Below are 21,519 nucleotides of genomic sequence, written 5' to 3'. Positions count from 1 at the left end.
CGACATCGCTATTGCCCTGCCGGCGGGGCGGGACATATGCCGGCGGCGCCGACCGAAGGCCGGAAGCCCTATTCATACTAGCTGTAAGTACTACATTTTCACTACGTACCACTTCAGTACGCTCTATTTCACTACGTACTATTATACCTTCGTCTACTCACTACGTTAATACGAAGGCTTCTTTTATCTAGTCATACTCAATCAGTTCATGCTCAAAAGCCGGTACTTGCGGCACCGGCTTTTAAACTTGACTGGTTAGATGGTGCGACGCGTCGCCGCACCACCTAACGCCCCTATGATAACAAGCGAAGCTCCACGATTTAAGTGGCTTTGTGCAGCAACTTACGTAGCGATCGCATTTTTTTCATAGGATTAGGCGTTTACGTCGCATCAGCCAACAACATTTCACGAATTTTACCAATTGCACGGGTCGGATTTAGTCCTTTTGGACAAACCGCAACGCAATTCATGATGCCGCGGCAACGGAACACGGAGAACGGATCTTCCAGGCTGGTAAGACGTTCGCGGGTAGCCGTGTCACGTGTATCCGCAAGAAAGCGATAAGACTGAAGCAAACCAGCCGGACCGACAAACTTGTCTGGATTCCACCAGAACGATGGGCATGACGTAGAGCAGCATGCACAAAGAATACACTCATACAGGCCATCTAGCTTGTCGCGCTCTTCTGGTGATTGCAGACGCTCAATCGCCGGTGCAGGCTCATCGTTCTGCAAGTACGGTTGAATGCGCTCGTACTGCTTATAGAACAGCCCCATATCCACAACCATATCGCGGATAACCGGCAGACCCGGCAATGGGCGCAAGGTCAGCTTATTGCCTTTCACAACATCTGACAGCGGCGTAATACATGCCAAGCCGTTTTTACCGTTCATGTTCATGCCATCGGAACCGCATACGCCCTCACGGCAGCTGCGACGGAACGCAAGTCCGCTATCCTGCTCTTTCATCAGATGCAGAACATCCAGCACCATCAGATCGCGGCCTTTGGTATCGACCTGGAACTCCTGCATATAGGGCGCGGAGTCGGTTTCCGGATTGTAGCGGTATACGGATACCTGAAGGTTAGACATGGTGACTCCCTCTCGTCAGTGCAGAGATTAGTAGGTGCGAACCTTAGGCTCGAATGTATCAACAGTTTTCGGCTTGAAGTTAACGTCGCGCTTCTTCAGCTCTTTCGTGGCCGGGAAGTAAAGCGAGTGCTTCAGCCAGTTGACATCATCACGGTCAGGATAGTCGTAGCGCGAGTGCGCACCACGGCTCTCATTACGCTCAAGGGCAGCAATCGCCGTTGCTTCTGCCACTTCCATTAGGTTATCAAGTTCTAAAGCTTCAACACGCGCCGTGTTGAACGCATTGGACTTGTCAGGCAGGTGCGCATTGGCAATTCGGCTGCGCAGATCCGCCAGTTTCTTGACACCTTCCTGCATATTCTTCTCTTCACGGAATACACCGAAAGAAGTCTGCATGATGTCTTGGAGCTCTGCTTTAAGCTCAGGAATGCTCTCGCCACCTTCCGATTCATTCCAGCGCGTAATACGCTTCATCGCTGATTCAATATCAGATTCAGAAGCATCCAGGTAATCAATACCTTCGTTCAGCGCGCCTTCAATAAACATACCCGCCGCACGACCGAAGACCACCAGATCCAGCAGTGAGTTACCGCCCAAGCGGTTAGCACCGTGAACCGATACACACGCCGCTTCACCACAAGCAAACAAACCGTTAACGATATGATCGTTGCCGCTTTCGTCCTGGGTAATTGCCTGACCATGAATATTGGTCGGAATACCGCCCATCATGTAGTGACAAGTAGGCACGACAGGAATCGGATCTTTAGCAGGATCAACGTGAGCAAACGTTTTCGACAGCTCAACGATACCCGGCAGGCGCTTACCAAGAACTTCTTCGCCCAGGTGATCAAGCTTCAAGAAGACGTGATCGCCCTTCTCGCCACAACCACGACCTTCCAGAATTTCCATGACCATTGAGCGAGCAACAACGTCACGGCCTGCCAAGTCTTTGGCGTTCGGCGCATAACGTTCCATGAAGCGTTCGCCATCTTTATTGATCAGGTAACCACCCTCACCACGGCAACCTTCAGTGACCAGCGTACCCGCACCATAAATACCGGTCGGGTGGAACTGCCACATTTCCATGTCCTGCATCGGGAAGCCAGCACGTAGCGCCATGCCGATACCATCGCCAGTATTGATCAAGGCATTAGTAGTAGAGGCATAGATACGACCTGCACCACCCGTGGCCAGAACAGTGGCTTTCGATTTAACGTGGACAACTTCGCCAGTTTCGATGCACATGGCGATACAACCGACCACATCACCGTTGCTGTTTTTCACCAGATCTACCGCGTACCACTCATTCAAGAACGTGGTGTTGTTCTTGAGGTTGTTTTGGTAGAGCGTGTGAAGCAGTGCGTGGCCAGTACGGTCAGCGGCTGCACAGGTACGTGCCGCCTGACCGCCTTCGCCGAAGTTTTTCGACTGGCCACCAAACGGACGCTGATAAATACGGCCATTATCAAAGCGCGAGAACGGCAGCCCCATGTGCTCAAGTTCAAACACCGCTTTCGGGCCTTCTGAACACATGTACTCAGCTGCGTCTTGGTCGGCAATGTAGTCGCCGCCTTTAACAGTGTCGTACATGTGCCAGCGCCAATCATCGTTCGGATCTGACGATGCGATGGCGCAAGTAATACCACCCTGGGCAGAAACCGTGTGAGAGCGTGTCGGGAACACTTTGGACAGTACGGCTGTCTTTTTGCCAGATTTGGCAAGTTCTAAAGCAGCACGCAAGCCAGAGCCACCGCCACCGATGATAATGGCGTCAAATGTCAGGCTACGAAGGTTAGACATGTATCAAGCTCCCCACAGAATTTGAATGCCCCACACCAGATATACGAAGATGGCCAGAATAATCAGAGTCTGGGCACCCACGCGCAGGCGAGTGGACTTGAGATAATCGGTGGTGACCGTCCACAAACCGATCCAGGCGTGCGCTGCAATGGAAACAAATGCGAGCAGCGAGAAAATACGCATCCAAGTTTGATCGAACAGTCCACTCCAAGCGTAGTAATCCAGATTAGGATTGAGCAGCAGGTAGGCGACGATAAAGACGGTATATACAGCCAGGATTACCGCTGAAACGCGCTGCATTAGCCAATCGGATAACCCGCTACGGCCAAAACTTGTGATGTTGGTTACCATACCCAAACTCCTGCCAGGATGATCAGAACGACACTGACGACAACAGTGATTTGTGCTTTTTTCACGCCACCTTCTAGGGTCACGCCGATATCCGCATCCATCAACAGGTGTTTGATACCTGCTACAAAATGGAATGCCAATGCGGATAACAATCCCCAGGCAATGAACTTGGCGAAAAAGTTATTGGCCAATGCGTTGCTGACGGCATCAAAGCCAGCCGGAGACGATAGTGATTTACCCAGCGCCCAAAAAGCGAAGATCAGGCCAACGAAGAGGATGACACCCGTAATACGGTGTGTAATCGACGTTAGCGCCGGTAGTGGGAAATGTATCGTAGTAAGGTCTAAGTTTACGGGTCGTTTGCTATTCACGGCGTTATACACACTCTCTTGGCCCGCTCTGCGACAGGTCGGGCATGGCCCGAGCGGGCAGTGGTTGCTGGAAGGGGCTCGGCCGTTGCCAAGTCGAGCACGACCTCCTACCTGCCGGTCGCGCGCCGTGGATTATAAGAACCTTCGCCCCTGCTGACAAACCGAACTCAAGCTTAACTCGACTATGGTGCAAGAAAATTGAGGTCAACCTGAGTCGATTTTGCGTTGCAGCATGGTTATAGTGACAGGAGATTGATGGTTTGATAAGTCCGTTAACGTGTCGTCAACCCCCTGACGCCTCTACCACGAACTCCACACTTACCATATACAAAGATTGCCCAATACAACAACAGCTGTACAAGGATACCTAGCGCTTAGGCTAATTGACAAAATGTCGCACACTTCTATAGTAGGCGAGCCTTTTCGCCGGCGCGGTATGCGAAACAACGACATTACGTCCCAAACCGAATTCGAAAGGAGGCCAGCATGGCTGACAGGAAAGCGACATTGACGGTAGACGGTCTAGAAAAATCGATCGAACTACCCATGTATTCCGGCACACTTGGCCCCGACGTCATCGACGTACGCGGCTTAGGTGCTGAAGGCCTGTTTACCTACGATCCCGGCTTCATGGCCACCTCTTCCTGCCAGTCCGCTATCACTTATATTGATGGCGGCAAGGGCGTGCTGCTACACCGCGGCTACCCTATCGACCAACTGGCCAAAGAGTCTAATTTTGTCGAGGTATGCTACACCCTGCTATTCGGTGAGCTACCTAACGATGAACAGTATGCAGATTTCGAGTCGCGCATTCGTAACCACACCATGGTGCACGACCAAATCAACAATTTCTTCAAAGGGTTCCGCCGCGATGCGCACCCAATGTCTATCCTTTGTGGCGTCGTTGGCGGCCTAGCTGCTTTCTACCATGACCACATGGACATCACCCAAGAAGAAGATCGCGTGATCAGCGCTATTCGCCTCATTGCAAAAATGCCGACCCTGGCCGCAATGTCGCACAAGTATAATGTTGGCCAGCCGTTCAACTACCCCCGCAACGACCTGAGCTATGCAGAAAACTTCCTCTACATGATGTTCAGCAACCCATGCGAAGAGTACAAAATCAATCCGGTATACGCGAAAGCCATGGACCGCATCTTTATGTTGCACGCGGATCATGAGCAAAACGCTTCGACCTCTACAGTACGCTTAGCAGGCTCAACCGGCGCCAACCCCTTTGCCTGTATCAGCGCCGGTATTGCGGCACTTTGGGGTCCTGCACACGGCGGCGCCAACGAAGCCGTACTGAATATGCTTGATGAAATTGGCGACGACTCTGAAGAAAACATTCAGCGGTTTGTCGACAAAGCCAAAGATAAAGATGACCCCTTCAAGCTGATGGGCTTTGGGCACCGCGTATATCGCAACTTTGACCCGCGCGCCAAAGTAATGAAAGAGACCTGTGATGAAGTCCTTGCTGAGCTTGGCTTAGCTGACGACCCGCAGCTCAAAATCGCCAAGCGCCTTGAGCAAATCGCCCTTGAAGACGAGTACTTCATTGAGCGCAAGCTGTATCCAAACGTCGACTTCTACTCTGGCATCATTCTCAAAGCCATGGGCATACCGACCAATATGTTTACCGTTATTTTCGCGGTATCTCGCACCATTGGCTGGATCTCTCACTGGCATGAAATGCTCAGCGAAAGCTACAAAATTGGCCGCCCGCGTCAGCTGTATATTGGCCACGACATGCGCGATTATCCTAAAAAATAACGCCACGGTAACAACGTAGCGTCACTAGGATAATAAAAGGCCACCCACGGGTGGCCTTTTGCTTATCGTAAATTCTTTTTTTATTACTCTACACAAAATATTCCACACCCCTAGCACTCATCACACACCCACAAGGTGCTCTATGCGAACCATCACTACTGTTGCTTTTATTGGCCTGGGCGTTATGGGCTACCCCATGGCAGGCCATCTTGCCAAACAAGGCCTTACAACGCGTGTTTACAACCGCACAAGCAGTAAAGCAGATACTTGGGCAAACGAGTATGGCGGCACCGTACACGCCACCCCCAAAGAAGCCGCTGACGGCGCTGACCTTGTTTTGATATGCGTAGGTAATGACGACGACGTCAGGCAAGTAACTACCGGCACCGACGGCGTGCTAAGCAGCATGACAACCGGCACCTACCTGATCGACCACACCACTGCCTCTGCAGACCTCGCTCTGGAACTAGACACCACCTGCCGCGAGCAAGGCGTAGCCTTTTTAGACGCCCCCGTCTCCGGCGGGCAGCAAGGGGCTGAAAATGGCGCACTGACGATTATGTGTGGTGGTGAGCAGACACACTTTGACGCTGTCCACCCCATCCTTAATCACTACGCCCGTGCCGTCACACTGATGGGCAGCGCTAGCAGTGGCCAGCTGACTAAAATGGTTAACCAGATTTGTATTGCTGGCTTAGTACAAGGTCTTGCCGAAGGCCTCCATTTCGCCGAACAAGCAGGTCTGGATCAACAACAGGTAATTGATGTGGTATCCAAGGGTGCCGCTGGTTCATGGCAGATGGAAAACCGCCACAAAACGATGATTGCCAATGAGTACAATCATGGCTTTGCAGTGGACTGGATGCGCAAAGATTTAGGCATTTGCTTAGAGCAAGCTCGTCGACTGAGCGCCACGCTACCCGTCACCGCCCTTGTTGACCAATTTTATGCTGATGTGCAACGTATGGATGGAGGACGCTGGGACACTTCGTCGCTCTTGAAGCGCCTCCAAAAGCCAGAATAATGCTTGACTTTTAAGCGCCTCGATCTTGAAAAGGGTTTTCCACACTATCTGTGGATAACCCTGTTCACAACCACTACAAAACGTCCCACAATCGCCATGAACAGTGACCCAGCCTTAAATTGATCATTTTTTAACCTAATGTAACTTATTGATTTAAAAGAAATAATGCTAAATCACTGATTTTTTGAGACAACAGCTCAGGGTTGTGCACAACCCCTTCTGCAAACTTGCAAAAGTGGACAAGTCAAGCACAAAATCGCCCAAAAACGATTGAAATGAGAATGATTTCAGCCAACAGCCATAATAACGGGAACGCAAAAAACGACAGATGAGTTGCCTCATTGCCTTTAATTAAAATGCGTATTTTGAGAAATGTTTGCCGACAATAAATCTGCAAATAAATTTCGAGGAAGTAGGAGATGGCGTCCCATAGGGGGTTCGAACCCCTGTTACCGCCGTGAAAGGGCGGTGTCCTAGACCACTAGACGAATGGGACGTTATTAACCTAAATAAATACGGCCTTGAGACGCTATATTGAAAACTTTGTATTGAAAACCAGAGTTTTCGATATTGGTGGAGCCTAGCGGGATCGAACCGCTGACCTCAACACTGCCAGTGTTGCGCTCTCCCAGCTGAGCTAAGGCCCCACATGTCTCGAAGACGGAGCGTATGTTACTGATTACGCCCGCCTTCGTCAAGCCTTTCAAGCACCCTTTTCAAGCACTCGTATTACAGACACCTTTAGAAAGCCCGCTAGTGCCATATCCTAAACATCAACTAGACATTAGAGATCACGAAACTCTTTTTCAAAGCGTTTGGCTTGCTTCTTGGAAACACCGCCTAATACGTCAATGGCACTACGTAGCCGTGCTCGCGTCACGTCGGAACCTAAGATCGCCATGGCATCCATTACAGAGGTGCTCGACGTGCTGCCCGTAATGGCAATAAAGACAGGGGCAAGGAAAGCCTTCATCTTAATATCGAAATGCTCAGCAAGCACTTTAACGTCTGCCAAGAGCACTTCTTTCGTCCATGCAGGCACGGCTTCAAAACGCCACACCAAGAACTGCAGCAGCTTAACCAGTTCTTCTTTCTCAAGCTTCACGCTAGCAAAGTCGTTTTCCGTTAGCGCAGGCAGCCCAGAGAAAAAGTGCCCCGCCAGCGGAATTACTTGGGAAAGGGTTTCCACACGAGGACGCACCTGAGGAAGTATTTGTTTCACGTACTCTTCATTGAATGCCCATTCCCGAAGCGCCTGAAGCAGCGCATCGTCATCTAAGTCTTCACGAATATAAACGCCGTTCAACCAGGTCAATTTTTCCAAATCAAACACTGGCCCACCTAACGATACTCGCTGAATATCAAACTCAGCCATCATATCTGACAGGCTAAACTTCTCGCGCTCGTCAGGCATCGACCAACCCATACGGCCTAAGTAATTAGTGACGGCCTGAGGCAAGAACCCCATACGACGATAGTAGTTAATCGACGTCGGGTTTTTGCGCTTGGATAGCTTGGACTTATCGGGATTACGCAGTAGCGGCAAATGGCACAACTGCGGCATTTCCCAGCCGAAGTATTCATAAAGTAACTGATGCTTAGGCGCTGAATTAATCCACTCTTCGCCGCGCAGCACATGGGTAATGTTCATTAGGTGATCATCAACCACGTTTGCCAGATGATAGGTAGGCATGCCATCCGACTTCAGCAGAATTTGAGCATCAACTTGCGCCCATTCAACTTCGATTGTGCCGCGCAACATATCGTTCACCACACAAACGCCGGTGCTCGGTACCTTCATGCGAACGACATAAGGCCAGCCTTCCTGCTCACGACGAGCCTGCTCATCCGCAGCCAACGCTAAGTCAACGGGTTTCAAAGCCAAGTGCATACCCGCCGCTTTGCGAGCTTCCCGCAGTTCACCCAACTCTTCACTGGTGCGGTAACACTTAAAGGCATGCCCCGCATCCATAAGCTGCTGGGCGTACTGGGCGTAGATATCACCACGCTCGCTTTGTCGATATGGGCCGTGAGGGCCGCCCACATCAGGGCCCTCATCCCACTCCAGCCCTAGCCAACGTAACGAATCTAAAATCATCTGTTCTGATTCAGCGGTAGACCGAACCCGATCGGTGTCTTCAATGCGCAGAATGAACTGGCCACCATGCTGGCGCGCAAAACAGAGATTAAACAGCGCGATATAGGCAGTACCTACATGCGGATCACCCGTTGGAGAAGGCGCGATACGAGTACGAACGGTCATCAAAATGTCCTTTTGGCAATAAAGCGTCTCGGCATTATACGCACCCTTAAGGCAACCAGCAGTACCTTGCAGGGAACGAGTTTGACTTAAAAGCGTCTGATCAGAAGTTGGAGGCTCATTAATAGGAAGATGCGCGTTAAAGCACAATCGCTTAGTATGGCGAAGCCCCTATGATTCGTGTTCATACTTGAGAGCGCCTCGCGATTTCTAGTATGCACAGAGCGCCGCCGAATAGGGTGGAAGTACACTCAACGAGCTTGTTTAGCTCAACGATAGGAAAATGAAATGGAATCGCTAGGCTCACGTATAAAGCAACTGCGGCTTCGGGCCAAGCTCAACAAAGCTGCCCTCGCACGTAAAGTAGGCGTATCAGATGTCACCATTTCTTACTGGGAATCCGGTGCTATCAAACAAATCGGCCACGAACGCCTTGTTGCGCTCGCCGATGCCCTTGATTGCTCTTTGGCAACCCTACTAGAAGGTGACAGTGCCGCCCCTCTGTTGATCCTGACACATACTGGTCCCCTCCCCTGGGAACAGGTTCAGGCAACTATGATGACGGTGCCGCATCATCTGCCGCTAAAGATTGACTGGAAAGCTCCCTGCATAATGGCAACCCCCGGCCAAGAAACGGATTTCTCACCGGTGTTAGCAGGCGACTTAGTGCTATTAGGCCCTACCCATGTATTTCACAAAGCTGGTCATTATCTGATCCAGCAAGAACAAGGTTATGTTATTGAGCATTTTGCTAAAGCGCCCAGTGACACCACCATACATGCGGTACTGCTAGCACACTGGTCTCCTGCCTAAAGCATCTTTATCCCCCCACGTCCTACATTTCTTCAACTACGTCCACCTGGTCGCGCGTACGTCTTGGTTCACTGCCCACTAAGAAACTGCGCGAGTAGGTGGCAACCTGCCCTAATCCATGGCGAGTTTGGCTAACCAGCTCGCCAGCCAAATGCTCCCCTTCACTGCCAATGCGCGCCTGAACCACTTCTGGCTGCACGGCGGCTTCTGAAAGCTGGACCTGCACACTATATCGTCCATCCGGTAAGCCACTGCCAGAACCAAAGGGGCCAGCATTAAACCGCCCTTGTAAAACACTGGTACGCTCCTGCCAACGCACGCGGCTTATCTCACGCTCAATGGTTACCTGAATAAGAGCGCCGTCCGGCAGGTTGGTTTCGCCTTCTACCATTAAACGACGATCAGAGCGCAGAGAGGCCCTAGCCGAAATGGCTACAACGAGAGGATCGACCACCTCTTGTGGTTCGGCACTTTGCTGTGGGCTAGGCACTTCAACGACCGGCTCAGGCGACTCTGAGGGTGACTCCTCCTCCTGACCGCCACAACCAGCCAGCAGCAGCACGCTCACCAACACTAAACTGATACCACCTAGTGTCTTATGCATAGAGACTCCTCAACAACGAAATATCAGCTTACCACTGCCTAGCCCTCATCACATTGAATAAGACCGCAAAACAAGCAAAGTGCTGCAGGGCTCAAAAGGCTTATTTCATTGACAAACGAAACTAATTTCGTTTTTGTGGATTCAATACCTACGCGCCGGACTTTGAACAAGCGATATTCACCTTCCACCTTTGCCGGCCTCTACCCTCACAATTGAGCCGCGTGTGCTTTGTACTCAAACCCGCTTTTTGCGTACAATCGCTCGCCAACGACTCCCCCTGCTGTTAAGCAACCACGACTGGCTTATACCGCATCGAATGATGCAAGTGATTGATATGACTAAAACAAGCCCAGCAGATGCTGCTCGTCTGTTTTCCGTGGCACCTATGATGGATTGGACAACCCGCGATTACCGCGCGTTTGCACGCACGTTAACCAAGCGGACATTGCTGTATACCGAGATGGTGACCACTGGTGCCATTTTGCATGGAACGCCCCGTGAGCGCTTTTTAGGCTATAGCGATGTAGAGCATCCGATTGCGTTGCAATTGGGTGGCAGCGATGCGGGAGAGCTGGCCGAGTGTGCAGCCATTGCCGAGGCGTGGGGTTACGACGAAGTCAATCTGAATGTCGGCTGCCCCAGCGACCGGGTGCAGAACAATATGATTGGCGCTTGTTTGATGGGCCACCCTGAAAAAGTGGCGGCGGCGGTGAAAGCTATGCAGGCGGCAGTGTCGATTCCGGTCACGGTGAAGTGCCGTATCGGGATAGACGATCAGGATGAAGATGCTGACTTGGCGCGGTTTATTGAGATTGTGGCGGCTGCAGGTTGCAACATCTTTACGGTTCACGCGCGCAAAGCTTGGCTGCAGGGTTTGTCGCCTAAGCAAAACCGGGATGTACCGCCCCTTAACTACCCCCGCGTGCATCGTCTGAAGCAGAGCCACCCAGAGCTGCATATTGGCATTAATGGGGGGATTAAAACCCTAGCCGAGTGCAAAGCCCAGCTTGAGCACATAGATAGTGTGATGGTGGGCCGCGAGGCGTATCAAAACCCGTGGCTACTCGCCGGGGTCGATGAGCAGCTATTTGGTGAAGCGGGGCCTGCGCGTACGCGCTTGGAAGCGGCTAACGCATTTCGCCCGTATATTCAGCAGCGGTTAGATGAAGGGGCCAAGCTGAATCACATTACCCGCCATTTGCTGGGGTTATTTCAGGGCTGTCCCGGTGGCAGACGCTTCCGTCGCCACCTGTCTGAACACGCGCACAAAGAGGACGCGGGCCTGCGCCTTTTCGATGAAGCGCTTAGCTTAGTTCGCGAACCCGAAACAGAGACTCAGGAAGCACTACAGCCCGCGACCTAGCTCGGCTGCGGGCTGCATATTAAGACGAACGCCTAGCGGCTTGGACGCGCTAGGTGTAAAACGCCGCTATGGATTGCGAACGCCCTGCTCAATCCGCTCGCCGACCTCTTGATCAATATTGCGCCAGTACTCAAAAGCACGTGCTAATACAGGCTCGGTAACGCCACCGGATAAGTGTCCTACCACATTCGACACTAAGCGATCACGCTGGGCATCATCCATTACTTCACGCACTAGCGCATGGGCTTGGCTCCAGTCGTCATCGTCTTTTCTGAGCGTATAGGCCGCACGTACAAACTTTCCGTCTGTTGACCACACCGCGTCTTCTGGGTAGCGCTGAGCATCGGCTTTCGGCCCGCCTTTGCTATTGGGCGTATACACCGGATCGGTAGCGTGCCGAATACGCATCGCACCACCTTGGCTATAGCTGTGCACGGGGCATTTTGGGGTATTCACTGGGATATGCTTGTAGTTCACACCCAAGCGGGCACGGTGAGCGTCAGCATAAGAGATAGAGCGTGCCAATAGCATTTTGTCCGGTGATAATCCGGTCCCCAGCACCATGTTATTAGGCTCAAACGCGGCTTGCTCAATTTCGCTATGAAAATCCGTGGGATTACGGTCGAGCGTCAGCTTACCAACTTCGATTAACGGGTAGTCTTTATGAGACCACACTTTGGTCAAGTCAAAAGGATTCACTCGGTAGGTCTTGGCATCATCAAACGGCATAATCTGCATGTTGAGCGTCCACGTAGGATAGTCGCCCCGCTTAATGGCCTCAAACAAGTCACGACGATGATAATCGGCATCACTGCCGGCCATCTGATCGGCCTGCTCTTGGGTCATGCATTTAATCCCCTGATCAGTTTTGAAGTGATACTTCACCCAAAACCGTTCTCCTTCAGCATTTACCCACATATAGGTGTGGCTGGAGTAACCGTTCATGTGCCGCCACGTGGCTGGCACGCCTCGATCGCCCATCAACCATGCCACTTGGTGAGCTGACTCAGGTGCCAGTGTCCAAAAATCCCACTGCATATCGTGGTCACGCAGGCCATTATCCGCTCGGCGTTTTTGCGAGTGAATAAAGTGTTGGAATTTCATCGGGTCGCGGACAAAAAACACGGGGGTATTGTTACCCACCATGTCGAAGTTGCCTTCTTCGGTATAAAACTTAATCGAGAAACCGCGGGGGTCGCGCCATGTGTCAGGGCTGCCGCTCTCCCCGGCGACAGTCGAAAAACGAATCAGCACGTCGGTCTTAGTGCCCGGCTGTAGAAACTTGGCTTTGGTATAGTGGCTAACATCGTGGGTTACTTCAAAATGCCCAAACGCACCACTCCCCTTTGCATGAGGTTGGCGGTCAGGAATCATTTCACGGTTAAACGCCGCCATTTGCTCCATCAAATAGTGATCATGCATAACAATGGGGCCATCAGGGCCTACTGACAGAGCATGCTCGTCGCTTGAAACCGGAATACCTGACTCATTCGTAGTGGGATGCTGGCTATCACTGCTCATGACACTTCCTCCTTGTCATATTCGACATGGCACGATTCGTACCACTGGAAAAAGGCCGCCTTTAACAGGCTATATTAATCTAAGCTAAAGCGGCCACCCCACAGATATAGCCAACTCACGTGCATCACGCCACCTGTGACTCGGTCACTCTCTCTATTAAGCCAATAGTTTTTAGCTATAATTTTTTAATGAAAAGCCTTTAACAATAATTTTCAACAACGGCTTGTGAGCAGATGTTCAAAGGTCTCTTGGTAGAACACCGTTACTTAGTAACAGTGCTCATCATCAGTACCAAGTACCAAAGCCGAGTATCAATACATCGCATCAGGCTGAGGCGTCAGGCTTGATTGAAAATTTTCAATCGCCGTCTCAGCTTCTTCAATCTCATCAAAGCGGGCGATGTGATAAAGCGCTTCACCTTCGTTCGCTAGCGGCAGACGGCTCATACCAATAACAATGCCGTCGGCCATAGAGAGCACCTCACCTTCATCATTGCCGAAGGGGTCTGCCACTTTACCGAGCACCTCGCCTTTTGCTACCCGAGCGCCCAGGCGCACCTTAGGACGCAAAATGCCATCAATAGGCGCCCTCGCCCAGCTGGAGCCATTGGCAAGTTCAGCAGGCATTGGCGAGCGGCGACGCTGCTCGCCGGTCAGCATACCTAAACGGCGCATCACGCGTAAAACGCCACGCACGCCGGGGGCAATTGCCCACTCATCAAAACGTAGCGCCTCACCAGCTTCATAAGTAAGCACCGGAATGCCACGGTTCTGAGCATAGTGGCGTAAGCTACCTTCGCGGAGCTCTGCATTGAGTACCACAGGGGCACCAAACGCATCGGCCATGCGCTCAGTTTCACTGCCTGGCTGTAACTGAGCACGAATTTGCGGAAGATTGGTGCGATGAATAGCACCCGTATGCAAGTCGATAATATGCGTGGCGTGATCGACAATTTCATCGCGAAATAGCGCCGCAATACGCCCACCTAACGAGCCCTTTTCACTGCCCGGAAAACAGCGGTTCAAATCTCGTCGATCTGGTAAATAGCGCGTTTGCTGTAAAAAACCGAAAACATTGACGACGGGTACAGCAATTAACGTGCCACGCAAGCTATTGATTGCTTTGGAACGCAGTAGGCGACGAACAATTTCAACTCCATTAATTTCATCGCCATGAATCCCTCCACATACCAGCATGACCGGGCCATCTTTACGCCCATGCACGACTTCGACCGGAATATGCAGCTGCGTGTGGGTATACAGGCGTGCTACAGGCACATCAATTTGTAAGCGTTGGCCAGGCATTACAGTGCGCCCAGCCAGGGTAAAGGGTGCTCGCGCCATGCTGAGAATCCTATAGCGTGCCTAATAACGGTTTCGTTTCGAAACGGCGTTTCCAAATTAATCTTATACGCTTTTTACTGACAAATGACGAATTTGTTAATCCACGTTATGAGCTAAAGTAATTAACCATACAGTTTTGAATGTAAAAAGTGGTGCACATAAGATAAAATGGGCGTATCACGTGTCAATTACTGAGGTTACGTTTTTATATGGCAAGAAAAACCAAAGCGGAGGCTGCTGCAACTCGCGAAGCGCTGTTGGATGCGGCTGAAGAGGTGTTTTTCGCAAAAGGCGTAGCTCGCACATCGCTGGAGCAAATTGCTCGTCACGCCGACCTGACGCGCGGTGCTGTTTATTGGCATTTTAAAAATAAAGGCGACCTTTTTATGGCGCTAGTGGAGCGTGTGCACATGCCCTTCCAGTCACTAATGGAAGAGGTAAATAACGCCGACCCGACTATCTCACCACTAACTGCCATACAACTTGCCTGCCATGCCGGCTTAAACCGCATGGAGCAGCCATCCCATCAGCGCATTTTATCAATTCTGCTGCATCGCTGTGAATTCTTTAGCGATATCAACCCGATTCAGATGCAAGATGAGATCGCAGACGAGTGTTTTGATGAAATGCTGTCGGTATTTCAACTGGCCCAACAGCAGCAGTTGCTACGCGCTGATCTAACCCCTGAGGTGGCAACGCGGCTTATGCAGGCAGCACTGGGTGGCTTGTTTCATGACTGGCTGCGAAATCCAGAATCTTTTTCATTGCGCGAACGCGGCGGTGAGCTCATCGATACATTAATCACCATGATGAAGCGCTAACCATCTCGCTGCAATGCAGCAACACACCTATACTGAACGGATTGTCAGCATAGGATAATTTTATGGATGCATTGGAATTTGTTCGTATCCGCGAACTTGATATCGCTGTGCGCATTTGGAATCCCGACGCACCCCGCACGCTGATGGCATGGCATGGCCTTGCGCGCCACGGCGGTGATTTCGAAGCCCTAGCCCATCAGATGGGCAGCGAATGGCGTATTCTTGCGCCAGATACACCTGGTCGCGGCCTTTCCAGCTGGTCACTGTTTCCTGCCCACGATTATCTCTACAGCCACTACATGACCGTGGCGATAGGCGTGCTAGATCATTTTCAATTAAAGCAGGTCGACTGGCTGGGCACTTCCATGGGCGGGCTATTGGGCATGCTGCTGGCTGCTGACAAAACACATCAACATCGGATTTCTAGGCTTATCCTGAACGATGTTGGGCCTGAGTTGAATAAAGACGGCCTAATCGCGCTCTCCAGTTATTTCAGCCTAACTCACCGTTTTACGAACTTTGCAGACCTACAAAAAGAGCTGACACAGCACTACGCAAGCTTTGGAATCACCTCTGATGATGAATGGCAAGCGCTGGCATTGGGAAGCGCACGACGACTCCCTGATGGTAGTTGGACCTATCACTTCGACCCCCGTATTGGCGAGCAATTTATCCATGACACACCGCGAGACACATGGGCAGATTGGGCAAATATTCACTGCCCTGTGATGGTGATTCGAGGTGCCGAATCAACCTTACTGGATGCCGAAACGCTGCCGCGTATGAAAGAGGTGCAACCCAGCTTAGTTACTTTCACCGCCCCAGGCTGTGGCCATGCCCCTATGCTGAATCAACCCGAGCAAGTAACACCGCTCCGTCAGTTTCTCGACACGCCACTCAGCGCCTTCCCCCGTAGCAAACCAACAAGCGTCACCGCCACTTCGCACCCTGTTGGCCAGTGGCTCATTAAGCAGTGGCGGCGCCTATTTGGCTAGACAATACGTTGGCTAGACAACATTCGCTAGGTGGAATAGCCGTTTGAATGATGCTTGCGGTGCAAGCGCAGCTTATTCACGCGAACGCGCGTATCGAGATACTGTTGCTCAAGCACACTGCGGTACGCGCCTTCGTTGGCAAGATATTTCACAAGCACTCGGCGTTCGCCAGCTTGCGGGCAGTCCCCCGCTTTGCAATGCAATTTGACGGCGCTGCTGGGTTCATTTTCCAGCTGAGCAGATGCATATTCATCATTCTGGCGTTCCGAGACAACGACCGTAGCGCCCAATAAACAGCGGCGATTGAATGGCTGATAGCGATGAAGCGCGCGTTGCAATGAATGGCACACGGCTGCCGCAACTGGCGACGCAACTGCAAATGAGATCCACAGCACGAGCACACCGACAGGCACCCTCAACATACCCAGCGATAACCAGCGGAGGGCTAGTAGCTCAATAGCCAGCGAAATAGCACCCGCGAAAAGTACCAAGAAGCTTAACGCAAGCGTGGCAGGTACACCTGCAAAGCCTAAAGACACCAGTGTGCTGGCCATATGATCGTCGCGTAGGCTATCGCGCTCAAATAGCTCCAACGGTGCAAGCCTGATTAACACCAGCAGCCAGTAGAGCGATATCAAAGCCAACAAGAAGGTAAAGACAATCGTTGGAAATTGCAGTACGGCGGAAACAAGTGATTGCATCATGGCGTGTTCTCCTCCAGACGAAGCCTGGTGATGTTTTCGCTTGACGTTATATTTATTAGCACAAGCTAAAAACAGGGTCTCTTTTAGCGTAGACCACCTTACGCGTTTATGTGGTTCTCTAATTGCTCTTGATCAAGTTTGTAAAAAAAACGGGCACCATGAAAACATGGTGCCCGCTAGCAAGTCGCTAAACAGCGTTATGCTTAGTCGTGACCTAGCGCTGCCTGCTCGTTGTTACCATCCCGGTCAGGGTGGCGTTTCCGATAGAGCCAATCAGACACCGTGGCAATCATTGCGTAGAAGCTTGGAATAAACAGGCTTCCCAGCACGGCAACAGACGCCATACCGACCGCAACGGTGGTACCTATGTGGTGGCTACTCACATCGCTCGCGCCAGAGGCCAGTGCCAATGGCAAGGTACCGAAGATAAAGGCCAGTGAGGTCATAACGATAGGACGGAAACGGAGCTCCGCGGCGGTAATCGCTGCTTCACGAATCGACTTACCATGCTCTTTGCGCTGCAACTCCGCAAACTCAACGATAAGGATCGCGTTCTTAGCGGCCAAGCCAACAACCACCAGCATCCCAATCTGGACATAGACACTGGTATCCAGGCCTCGCAACGCAATACCACCCACGCCGCCCAAGAAAGCAAACGGCGTGGCAGTAAGTACCGCTAGTGGTAGCGACCAACTCTCATACTGTGCCGCCAGTATCAAGAACACCATCAAAATACCAAACACAATGGCGAGCAAAGCGGTATTGCCAAGGTTAGACTCTTGGTAGGCAGTCCCCGTCCAGCCCATTCCCCAGTTTTGGCCCAATGTTTCCTGAACCACTTCCTCCATCGCTGCAATAGCCTGTGTAGAGCTGTAGCCTGGCGCTGGATTACCCTGGAACTGAGCCCCCGCATAAACACCGAAGCGAGAAACAACAGATGGACCCGTTTGGCGTTCGAGCGTTACAAACTCAGAAAGAGGAATGCGCTCACCATTGCCACCACGTACATAAACGCTGCTCACATCATCGGGCGTTTTACGGAATTTATCTTCATTCTGTAAATAGACCTGGAAGTTACGGTTTTGGTAGCTAAAGAAGTTAACAAAACCATTACCGAAGGTGTTGGCTAGCGCCGAGTTGATATTCTCAAGGGCGACACCATAGCTCAGCGCTTTTTGCTGATCTATTTCCGCACGGTAAGAAGGCACATTGACGTTAAACGTTGTAAAAACGCGGCTTAATGCCGGGTGCTGGTTAGCCGCCTGCATAATTTGCAATGACGCTTGATACAACTCGCGAGGTGACGAGCCTTCAAAAGATTGCAAATAACCGGTGAAACCACCCGTTGTTGAAAGCCCCATGATCGGCGGTACGTTAAACGCCATCGCAGAACCACCATCAATGCTCGCCCCCAACTGCATAATACGGCCAACCAACTCATTAGCCGTTAAGTCACGTTCTGCCCAGGTTTTCATGTTGATAAACATAATGCCCCGTGCAGTATTGACCGCACTCGACAGAATGTCGTATCCCGCGACAGCAGAGGAGTACTCAACGCCCGGAATGGCTTCTATCTGTGAGCTAAGCTCATTCATATAGGCTTGGGTTCGGCTAAGCGACGCAGCATCGGGCAATGAAACGCTAACCAGCACGATACCTTGGTCAGTTTCCGGCACAAGTGTGGAAGGCGTATTTGCATAGAGCCAGTAAGAACCGGCCCCCACCGCCACAGTCAGCGCAAGCGCTAACACCCAGAAACGCACCAGCTTTTTCACAAACCACATATAAACGGCGGTAAAACCAGCGAAGAAGCGGTCAAACAGGCGCAGCGGCGTGGTAATCGCACGCCGGAACGCGGACTGTTTCGTTTTATGCAGGTTATGCTTAATGAAGATGGCCGACAGCGCAGGGGTGAACGTCAGTGCCATCAGCGCCGATAGCGCCACCGATATCGCCACGGTAATCGCAAACTGCTGATAAATTTGGCCGGTAAAACCGCCCAGGAACGCCACGGGTACAAACACCGCCGCCATAATCAGCGATGTGGCAATAACCGGGCCACCCACCTCTTTCATCGCGCGGATAGTGGCATCACGAACCGTAATATCGTCCTCTTCGCTCAATACCCGTTCAACGTTCTCCACCACCAGAATCGCATCATCCACCACGATGCCTATCGACAGCACCAGAGCGAAAAGCGTTAGAAGGTTGATTGAGAAGCCAAACAAGTAAAAACCAGCAAAGGTACCGATAACCGAGACCGGCACGACCGACATAGCAATGACCGTAAAGCGCCAGTTCTGCAAGAAGATGAACAGAATCACGATAACGATCAGGAACGCTTCAATAAACGTATGCAGAACGGTTTCTACCGAGGCATCAATAAACAGCGTGGTGTCGTAAGGCGTTACATACTCAAGCCCTGGCGGAAAACGCCCCGATAGTTCTTCCATCGTGGCACGCACTGCTTCAGCGGTTTCCAGTGCGTTTGCACCCGGCTGCTGGTTGATGATGATCGGCGTCATTGTGGCGCCGTTTAAGCGTGCATCAACACCATAGAACGAAGCGCCTAGTTCAATACGTGCTACGTCCTCGAGACGCAGCGAAGAGCCGTCAGGATTCGTACGCAGATAGATATTGCGGAAATCATCGGTTCCCGATAAACGCCCACCGGCGGTAATTGTATAGGTATAAGCACGCGGTTCGCTTTGCGGTGTTGCCGCTAAGTTACCTGCGGGAATTTCGGTATTCTGCGCGCGAATAGCACTGGCCACCTCACTGGGCGTGAGGTCATACTGAGCCAGCTTGTCAGGGTCCATCCACACCCGCATCGCAAACTCACCACCGCCTAACACTTCGGCATTCCCTACGCCGGGCACTTGGCGTAGCTCATCCAAGATATTAAGCGTGGCGTAGTTCTGCATGTAGATTTTGTTGTAGTCACCGCTAGGAGACGTCAAGGCAACAAGCATCAGAATAGAGTCAGAGCGTAACTCAACCGTCACCCCTTGAGACTGAACCGCCTCAGGTAACTGCGAAAGCGCGCCCTGCACTCGGTTATTGACATTGATGGTGTTGATATCACCATCAGTGCCAATGTTAAACGCAACACTCAGGCTCATAAGACCATTATCAGCGCTGTTTGAGGTCATATATAGCATGTCCTCAACACCATTGATGGCCTCAGCAAGCGGTGCCGCGACGGTTTGCGCAACCGTCTCAGCATCTGCCCCGGGGAACTGAGCCTGAACGGACACAGTGGGAGGTACAACGCTGGGATACTGCTCTATCGGCAGTATTCGCATCGCCATCGTACCTACCAGCGTCAAGATAATCGCCAAAACGGTGGCGAAAATCGGTCGGCTGATAAAGAAGTTGGAAAAGTTCATTATTGCGCGCCCTCTTCCCCTTCAGCGGGCTGTGCGTCAGCCGCCCCATCCTGCATTGCCTCTGCCTGCCCGGCTTCTTGCTGGGCGTCTTCCTGCTCAGCTTCTGCGACGATGTCGGCAGCGTTACCTTCAAATGGCTGGGGGTCAATTAGCATTCCTGGCTCCAGACCAGCGGGGTCGCCTACGATGACACGCTCGCCAGCAGTCAGGCCATCATGAATGATTTGCCATGGGCCAGCCACTTCACCGAGTTGAACCGTGCGCTCGCGCGCTTTATTTTCATCATCGACAATAAAGACCCGCGGTCCCATTAACCCTTGAGTAACGGCAATTTCTGGTACGGCCAGTACATCAAAACGCTTCAAGCCTTCAACACGAACCCGGACAAACTGACCAGGCAATACCGCGCCATCAGGATTTGCGAACGCTGCTGACGCCTGCACCGTACTGGTGCCGCTATCAACACGAGAACCCAGGAAGCTCAAACGACCTTCAAGCTCAGCGCTGTCGTCACCATACTGTCCTGGCACACTCAAACGCGCGGTTATGTCTGATGCGCTACCACTCTCACCCAGCTGTCGACGCAGCTCAAAAGCATCGCGCTGAGGTAGTTGAAAACGCACTTCAAGAGGATCAAGCGGCGTAATAGTGGCTAACTCAGTTCCTGGCGTCACCAAATTACCAACGTTTATCTGACTTAAACTGATCATGCCAGACACCGGTGCGGTGACGTTTGAATAGCCTAAATCAAGATTAGCACTGGTTAACGCAGCATCGGCTTGAGCGACACTTGCTTGGGCAACGCGCTGGTCAGCTAGTGCTTGGTCATACTGCTGACGACTGACCGAGTTTTGGCTCAGCAACTGCTCAAAACGCTGCGCATCACGCTGGGCACGGGCCAGTTCAGCGCGCGCACTTTGCAAGTCGGCCTCACGCTGGTTAACGGTTGCTTGGTAGAGATCTGGCTCGATGGTATAGAGTCGGTCCCCCTGCTCTACCAGTTGCCCTGGCTCAAAATGGCGCTCTTCAAGAAACCCGTTCACCCGTGCCACAAGCGTGACTTCACTGTCGCTGCGCAGCAGTGATGGGTAGGATTTATTCAGAGGAATATCCTGGCGGGTTATTTCAGCTACTTCTACCGCATGAGGCGGAGCTTCCTGCTGCCCAGCCTGCTGTTGCTGAGGTTGCTCCTGGCCGCATGCGGCTAGCGCCAATGCAGCTATCAGCGTCACTAGACTCGCTCTACCTGAGTGAATCGTTTTCTTCATACGTTGGTTTCCCATTAATCTTTTCAAC

General features: G+C 51.8%; 17 protein-coding genes and 2 tRNA genes. 6 read left to right on the top strand and 13 right to left on the bottom strand.

The features are described from left to right. Window positions 1-380: 380 nt before the first annotated feature. Genes INT21_RS08960 through sdhC form a run of 4 tightly spaced genes read right to left on the bottom strand, consistent with a single transcriptional unit; the run spans window position 381 to window position 3,613 of the window. Complete coding sequence (locus INT21_RS08960; RefSeq protein WP_009722513.1) at window positions 381-1,091, bottom strand: succinate dehydrogenase iron-sulfur subunit; 711 nt, start codon at window positions 1,089-1,091, stop codon at window positions 381-383. Between the two features lie 27 nt (window positions 1,092-1,118). After that, a complete protein-coding gene (gene sdhA / locus INT21_RS08955) occupies window positions 1,119-2,891 on the bottom strand; it encodes a succinate dehydrogenase flavoprotein subunit (protein ID WP_009722512.1) in 1,773 nt (590 codons plus the stop codon). A gap of 3 nt (window positions 2,892-2,894) precedes the next feature. After that, the gene (gene sdhD, locus INT21_RS08950) at window positions 2,895-3,242 is read right to left on the bottom strand and encodes a succinate dehydrogenase, hydrophobic membrane anchor protein (RefSeq protein WP_038482412.1); all 348 of its coding nucleotides are present in this window, start codon (window positions 3,240-3,242) and stop codon (window positions 2,895-2,897) included. Continuing rightward, complete coding sequence (sdhC, locus tag INT21_RS08945) at window positions 3,236-3,613, bottom strand: succinate dehydrogenase, cytochrome b556 subunit (RefSeq protein WP_171880175.1); 378 nt, start codon at window positions 3,611-3,613, stop codon at window positions 3,236-3,238. Before sdhC ends, sdhD begins: the two co-directional genes overlap by 7 nt. A gap of 486 nt (window positions 3,614-4,099) precedes the next feature. Here sdhC and gltA point away from each other — a divergent pair, with 486 nt between their 5' ends. Together gltA and INT21_RS08935 are read left to right on the top strand one after the other, a co-directional pair. Next, a complete protein-coding gene (gene gltA / locus INT21_RS08940) occupies window positions 4,100-5,386 on the top strand; it encodes a citrate synthase (RefSeq protein WP_083002030.1) in 1,287 nt (428 codons plus the stop codon). 142 nt (window positions 5,387-5,528) lie between these two features. Further along, window positions 5,529-6,410 (top strand): NAD(P)-dependent oxidoreductase, encoded by an 882-nt coding sequence (locus INT21_RS08935; protein WP_193061584.1) that lies wholly within the window; start codon window positions 5,529-5,531, stop codon window positions 6,408-6,410. Between the two features lie 420 nt (window positions 6,411-6,830). Here the strand turns inward: INT21_RS08935 and INT21_RS08930 are convergent. From INT21_RS08930 to gltX, 3 genes are all read right to left on the bottom strand, one after another. Continuing rightward, window positions 6,831-6,906, bottom strand: a tRNA-Glu gene (locus INT21_RS08930). 75 nt (window positions 6,907-6,981) lie between these two features. Continuing rightward, window positions 6,982-7,057, bottom strand: a tRNA-Ala gene (locus INT21_RS08925). A gap of 137 nt (window positions 7,058-7,194) precedes the next feature. Continuing rightward, window positions 7,195-8,673 (bottom strand): glutamate--tRNA ligase, encoded by a 1,479-nt coding sequence (gltX, locus tag INT21_RS08920; protein WP_193061583.1) that lies wholly within the window; start codon window positions 8,671-8,673, stop codon window positions 7,195-7,197. A 285-nt stretch (window positions 8,674-8,958) separates the two neighbouring features. On the opposite strand from gltX, the gene INT21_RS08915 reads away from it, so the two are divergent. Next, the gene (locus INT21_RS08915; protein WP_193061582.1) at window positions 8,959-9,483 is read left to right on the top strand and encodes a helix-turn-helix domain-containing protein; all 525 of its coding nucleotides are present in this window, start codon (window positions 8,959-8,961) and stop codon (window positions 9,481-9,483) included. A 22-nt stretch (window positions 9,484-9,505) separates the two neighbouring features. Here the strand turns inward: INT21_RS08915 and INT21_RS08910 are convergent, their stop codons facing one another. Next, window positions 9,506-10,087, bottom strand: a complete 582-nt coding sequence (locus INT21_RS08910) for a hypothetical protein (protein WP_193061581.1) — start codon at window positions 10,085-10,087, stop codon at window positions 9,506-9,508. 334 nt (window positions 10,088-10,421) lie between these two features. On the opposite strand from INT21_RS08910, the gene dusA reads away from it, so the two are divergent. After that, window positions 10,422-11,450 (top strand): tRNA dihydrouridine(20/20a) synthase DusA, encoded by a 1,029-nt coding sequence (gene dusA / locus INT21_RS08905; RefSeq protein ID WP_193061580.1) that lies wholly within the window; start codon window positions 10,422-10,424, stop codon window positions 11,448-11,450. Between the two features lie 66 nt (window positions 11,451-11,516). Here the strand turns inward: dusA and INT21_RS08900 are convergent, their stop codons facing one another. Next, window positions 11,517-12,971, bottom strand: coding sequence for a catalase (locus INT21_RS08900; RefSeq protein WP_193061579.1), 1,455 nt, complete (start codon window positions 12,969-12,971; stop codon window positions 11,517-11,519). Window positions 12,972-13,282: 311 nt separating this feature from the next. Beyond that, window positions 13,283-14,314 (bottom strand): succinylglutamate desuccinylase/aspartoacylase family protein, encoded by a 1,032-nt coding sequence (locus INT21_RS08895; RefSeq protein WP_095602439.1) that lies wholly within the window; start codon window positions 14,312-14,314, stop codon window positions 13,283-13,285. 209 nt (window positions 14,315-14,523) lie between these two features. Between INT21_RS08895 and INT21_RS08890 the strand changes: the two genes are divergently transcribed. Further along, window positions 14,524-15,135 (top strand): TetR family transcriptional regulator, encoded by a 612-nt coding sequence (locus tag INT21_RS08890; RefSeq protein ID WP_193061578.1) that lies wholly within the window; start codon window positions 14,524-14,526, stop codon window positions 15,133-15,135. 62 nt (window positions 15,136-15,197) lie between these two features. After that, window positions 15,198-16,130 (top strand): alpha/beta fold hydrolase, encoded by a 933-nt coding sequence (locus INT21_RS08885; protein ID WP_193061577.1) that lies wholly within the window; start codon window positions 15,198-15,200, stop codon window positions 16,128-16,130. A gap of 26 nt (window positions 16,131-16,156) precedes the next feature. On the opposite strand, the gene INT21_RS08880 is transcribed toward INT21_RS08885, so the two are convergent. From INT21_RS08880 to INT21_RS08870, 3 genes are all read right to left on the bottom strand, one after another. Continuing rightward, window positions 16,157-16,831 carry a hypothetical protein gene (locus INT21_RS08880; protein ID WP_193061668.1) on the bottom strand — a complete coding sequence of 225 codons (675 nt, stop codon included), beginning with the start codon at window positions 16,829-16,831 and terminating at the stop codon, window positions 16,157-16,159. Window positions 16,832-17,037: 206 nt separating this feature from the next. After that, a complete protein-coding gene (locus tag INT21_RS08875) occupies window positions 17,038-20,223 on the bottom strand; it encodes an efflux RND transporter permease subunit (protein WP_193061576.1) in 3,186 nt (1,061 codons plus the stop codon). Next, window positions 20,223-21,491: an efflux RND transporter periplasmic adaptor subunit gene (locus INT21_RS08870; protein WP_193061575.1), complete on the bottom strand. Its 1,269-nt coding sequence runs from the start codon at window positions 21,489-21,491 to the stop codon at window positions 20,223-20,225. Before INT21_RS08870 ends, INT21_RS08875 begins: the two co-directional genes overlap by 1 nt. Window positions 21,492-21,519 lie beyond the last annotated feature (28 nt).

Source organism: Halomonas sp. 3F2F, from assembly GCF_014897805.1.
In the GTDB taxonomy this organism is placed as follows: Bacteria; Pseudomonadota; Gammaproteobacteria; order Pseudomonadales; family Halomonadaceae; genus Vreelandella.
The sequence above is the reverse complement of the archived record's forward strand: the minus strand, read 5'-3'. Positions and strand labels throughout refer to the sequence as shown.